The sequence below is a fragment of the Herbaspirillum sp. B65 genome (genome assembly GCF_000333555.1).
Lineage (GTDB): Bacteria > Pseudomonadota > Gammaproteobacteria > Burkholderiales > Burkholderiaceae_D > Herbaspirillum > Herbaspirillum rubrisubalbicans.
Map to the genome: position 1 here is coordinate 1 of NZ_BADI01000846.1, position 4,529 is coordinate 4,529.

Annotated in this window: 4 protein-coding genes and 1 pseudogene; 1 reads left to right on the forward strand and 4 read right to left on the reverse strand. The window is 56.7% G+C overall.

The window, feature by feature from the left end:
- A partial coding sequence (locus I5W_RS20110) for a DUF3418 domain-containing protein (RefSeq protein ID WP_044530560.1) occupies positions 1-2,728 on the forward strand: 2,728 nt, incomplete at its 5' end.
- Positions 2,729-2,787: 59 nt separating this feature from the next.
- On the opposite strand, the gene I5W_RS20115 is transcribed toward I5W_RS20110, so the two are convergent.
- The 4 genes and pseudogenes from I5W_RS20115 to I5W_RS32160 all read right to left on the reverse strand — a co-directional run.
- Positions 2,788-3,531: a C39 family peptidase gene (locus I5W_RS20115; RefSeq protein WP_083893593.1), complete on the reverse strand. Its 744-nt coding sequence runs from the start codon at positions 3,529-3,531 to the stop codon at positions 2,788-2,790.
- Positions 3,512-3,766: a hypothetical protein gene (locus I5W_RS20120; protein ID WP_044530561.1), complete on the reverse strand. Its 255-nt coding sequence runs from the start codon at positions 3,764-3,766 to the stop codon at positions 3,512-3,514. The genes I5W_RS20115 and I5W_RS20120 overlap by 20 nt, the downstream gene beginning before the upstream one ends.
- Positions 3,767-3,820: 54 nt before the next feature.
- Positions 3,821-4,264, reverse strand: coding sequence for a hypothetical protein (locus I5W_RS20125; protein WP_050010701.1), 444 nt, complete (start codon positions 4,262-4,264; stop codon positions 3,821-3,823).
- 45 nt (positions 4,265-4,309) lie between these two features.
- Positions 4,310-4,529 (reverse strand): annotated as a pseudogene (locus I5W_RS32160) (hypothetical protein); the annotation flags it as partial.

Sequence of the window (4,529 nt, forward strand, 5' to 3'; positions counted from 1 at the left end):
GTCGCTGCACCTGACGGACGTGGAGAGCTTCCCCTTCATCGAGCCGCCGCTGGGCCGCGCCATTGCCGATGGCTACCAGTTGCTGCAGGAACTGGGCGCAGTCGAAGAGCAGGGCGGCGTCAATCGCTTGACACCCTTGGGCAAGCAACTGGCGCGCCTGCCATTGGACCCGCGCGTGGGCCGCATGATCCTGGCCGGCCGCGACAATGCCTGCCTGACCGAATTGCTCATCATCGCCGCCGCGGTGTCGGTGCAAGACCCGCGCGACCGGCCCATGGATGCGCAGAATGCGGCCGACAATGCGCACAAGAAATTCGCCGATGAAAAATCCGAATTCGCCAGTTACCTGAAGATCTGGAAGTGGTTCGAAGACGCCATCGCCCACAAGAAATCGAATCGCCAGTTGCAGGAACACTGCCGCGAGAATTTCCTGTCGCAACTGCGCCTGCGCGAATGGCGCGATGTCCATTCGCAACTGCTGACCATCGTCAAGGAACAGGGCTGGCGCTTGAACGAAGCAGCGGCCACTTACGATCAATTGCACCTGGCCCTGCTGACCGGCTTGCTGGGCAACGTCGGTTTCAAGAGCGACGACGATGCGCAATACCTGGGCGCGCGCGGCATCAAGTTCAACATCTGGCCCGGTGCTCATCTGACCAAGAAGCCCGGTCGCTGGGTGATGGCGGCCGAGCTGGTCGACACCGCCCGCCTGTATGCCCGCTGCGTGGCCAACATCCAGCCCGAATGGCTGGAAAAACTGGGCGGCCACCTGTTGAAGAAATCCTGGGGCGAGCCGCGCTGGGAAAAACGCGCCGCGCAAGTGACGGCCTCCGAGCGCGCTACCTTGTATGGCCTGGTGGTGTACAGCCAGCGCCGCATCAACTACGGCAACATCAATCCGGTCGAGGCGCGCGAGATCTTCATCCGCGATGCCCTGGTCGGAGGCGACTTCGAGACCCGCGCTCCGTTCTTCGCGCACAACCAGAAGCTGGTGCGCGAAATCGAGAACCTGGAACACAAGTCGCGCCGCCTGGACGTGCTGGTGGACGATGAATTGATCATCGGTTTCTACGACAAGCTGATCCCGCAGGACATCTGCAATGGCGTGGACTTCGAGAAGTGGCACAAGCAGGCCACGGCAGCCGACCCCAAGCTGCTCTACCTGAACCGCGATGACCTGATGCGTCACGAGGCTGCGGGCGTGACCACCGAGCTCTTCCCCAAGACCATGAATGTGGCGGGCATTGCCATGGCGCTGTCCTATCACTTCGAACCGGGCGCTGCGCGCGATGGGGTGACGCTGACCGTGCCGCTGTATGCACTGAACCAGGTTTCGGCGGATCGGTGCGAGTGGCTGGTGCCGGGCATGTTGAAGGAAAAAGTCCACCTGCTGTTGAAGTCGCTGCCGCAAAAGCTGCGCCGCCACTGCGTCCCGCTGCCCGATTATGCCGCGCGCTTCTGCGAGCGCATGGAAGAGCGCAAGACCTTTGGTCGCGGCAACCTGATCGACGCCATCATCGCCGACATCCGTGAGCAGATCACGCTCCTGGTCAAGCCCAGCGACTTCAAGCAGGAGACGCTCTCGGCCCATCATGCGATGAACTTCAAGATCGTCGATGAACACGGACGGCAACTGGAGATGGGCCGCAACCTGGCCGCGCTGCAAGCCGAATTCGGCGGTCAGGCACGCCAGCAGTTCCAGAAGCTGGCCGAGCAGGTGGCCATCGCCCCGCGCGAGGAAGAACAGGGTGGGGCGCCTGCTGCCGTTACCGGAACCGGCGCTGGCACTGGCGCTGCCAGCAAGGGCAATGCCAGCGCCGCTTCTGCGGCATCGGCTGGATCCCAGGCACCTGCTGCTGCGGGCCAATACAGCCATCTCACCAACTGGAGTTTCGGCGAATTGCCCGAGCTGCTGGAAATCACCCGTGGCAGTGGCAAGCAGGCGCAGACGCTGATCGGCTTCCCGGCGCTGGTGGACAGGCTCACGCATTGCGACCTGGAAGTGTTCGATGACCCCACCGAGGCTGCGCGTTTCCATTACGCCGGCCTGCGTCGCCTGTTCGCCCTGCAGATGAAGGAACAGCTCAAGTACCTGGAAAAGAACATCCCAGGGTTGCAGCAGATGGGGATGCAGTTCATGGCCCTGGGCACGCAGGAAGAGTTGCGTGAACAGATATTGAATGCCGGCCTGGAGCGCGCCTTCCTGCAAGACCCGCTGCCGCGCAACGCCGACGAATTCAACCGCCGTCGCGATGAAGGCAAGGCCCGGCTGGGTTTGCTGGTCAATGAAATTGCCCGCCTGTGTGGATTGATCCTGGCCGAGTACCACTCGCTGCCCAAGAAGCTGCAAGGCATCAAGGCCCACGCCCAGGCGGCGGCCGACATGCAGGCGCAATTGTCGCAACTGGTGGGCAAGCGTTTCGTGGCCGAGACCGACTATGGCAACCTGAGCCACTATCCGCGTTACCTCAAGGCCATCAATGTGCGGCTGGACAAGCTGCGCGCCGACCCGGCCCGCGATGCGCGCTTGCTGGCGGAGTGGAATTCGGTGGCGCTGCCGTATCAGCGTGGTCTCAAGGACCGCGCTGGCCGTGCCGATCCCAAGATGACGGAATTCCGCTGGATGCTGGAGGAATTGCGGGTGTCGCTGTACGCACAGGAATTGAAGACCCCCATGCCGGTGTCGGTGAAGCGCTTGCAGAAGGTGTGGGAGAGTATGCAGCGGTGAAGATGAGAAGGATGCTAGGGCTTGCTCTTCGTCCTGCCTGTGCTCTATCCCAGCGGTTCTTATGGAAACATCAGGATTTTCGATTGTTCAACTGCTTGGATAGTCTGCCGACGTGGATTCTTTGAAAAGAAATTTGAGTTGCTTGACACCTTACTGTTGAGCGGCAAAATGGCCAGAATCTTTCCAGATAATTCTTCGCGTTCCTTGTCGTTCCTGGTTTGCCACATTTCCAGAAATTGAGCCTTGCTGTACGTTCTGTTTCCAAGACTAGGATCTGCTAACCAGACCATGTTCTCATTGATGCCGCGCAGAACCGAAAAGTGATCATCCTTGCGGTATTTGAGATACACCACGACTGGCGCTTTGAGCTTGACCAGTTGCTCATAACTTGCAGCAAATCCTTGCGCCTTGAATCCGAATCTCGGCAGTATCTTTTGCATGTCTTCGAAAGATGCCTTCAAGTCGCCCTTGTCCATCGCCTTGAGCAAAGACTCCTCAGTGAGAGACTGGCCGTAAAACCCGTTGAGTAAGGTTGCCAGGGATGCCGCACTACACGAGTAGTCGAAGTCTTGCTTGACTACATCTACATCGCGTAGGCTCTTCCAGCTTCTGATGGCAATGCTGATTTGGGCAGTATGCGTGTTCAGCAGAAGAATGCTGTCAGGCGGATTTTTCTTTCCTAAATAACCGGGCAGGTCTAAAGAGAAAGCAGAGCTGGGGGCAAAGAGGCTGGTCAGAGAAAGGATGCATGCAAGTGCGTCGGTTCTCAAAGAGTAGAGCTTCTTACTTCTTGGTTTTTTCATGTATATAAATGGTCAGTACAAAAAAAATGCCGAGACTTACCCCTAATATGGCTGACCCTGAGATGGCCAAAAGTACCCCGCTTCCATGTTCAAAAACAAGAAGGTTGAGCAAAGAAGTAGCGAAAAAAATGGCGCTCGTTACAAAGAATATTTTGACCTTACTCCATTTCTTTTGTATTGAATATTCTGCCAGCATGCCACCTAGCATCTCTGTCAATGCAACTATCAAGCTCATAGCATCTCCTGAAGGATGAGGTGAGTTCGCACCTCATCTCATCCTTTTAGTTAATTACCAACCACGATATCGGCTGTATTGTGAGGCACCAAAGTTGGACGCCAGGATATTGGGCCTCCAGGCGATCTGTCCGGCAAGGCCTCCGCCAGATGCGCGTATTAGCGCACCACCCATTCCGCCGGTAAGCGCCCCCGTACCGATTGAATACAGCGAACCTTGCCAGGTAATTGGTCGATTGGTGACGTAATTAGCTAAGGCATAGGACCCAAAGCCGATAGCCCCGCCAACGGCGAAATTCACCCAAGCTCCTTCAGTCTCTTTCATTTCTTGAGGTGAAAGCGCTGCTAATTGCATGGACTTAGTATCGTTTTCAAATAGAGCTTCAGCGTCCGTCATTGTGAATTGCGGCAATGGCTCTGACGCTATTTCCTTCGCGTAGACAGGGGGAGCCAGGCTGACAGACAGGGCGCCTACTATGATGATTTGTTTTAATTTCATATCTATCCTTAGGGGGAATCAAGGCAAGATTTCAACCGGCAGACGTCAAAACGTGTGCAGCCAATTGAGCCTCAGGTCTGCCTCGTTTGAACCTGAGACATTGGATTTCAGAGTGATGTTGATGGTGCTTGCTTTTGAAATGCCATATCCCACGCCAAGTAACAAGGCGCTGTTTGTACGTCGGAATCCTTGAGCCTTTCCATCCCATTTATCCGCTTGACGATTGACCCACTGCATGCCGCCAGTCAAAGTGACATGATCGTTG

Coding starts and splice junctions, on each gene's coding strand:
- I5W_RS20115 (WP_083893593.1), bottom strand. CDS start 3,531: ATGAAAAAACCAAGAAGTAAGAAGCTCTACTCTTTGAGAACCGACGCA.
- I5W_RS20120 (WP_044530561.1), bottom strand. CDS start 3,766: ATGAGCTTGATAGTTGCATTGACAGAGATGCTAGGTGGCATGCTGGCA.
- I5W_RS20125 (WP_050010701.1), bottom strand. CDS start 4,264: ATGAAATTAAAACAAATCATCATAGTAGGCGCCCTGTCTGTCAGCCTG.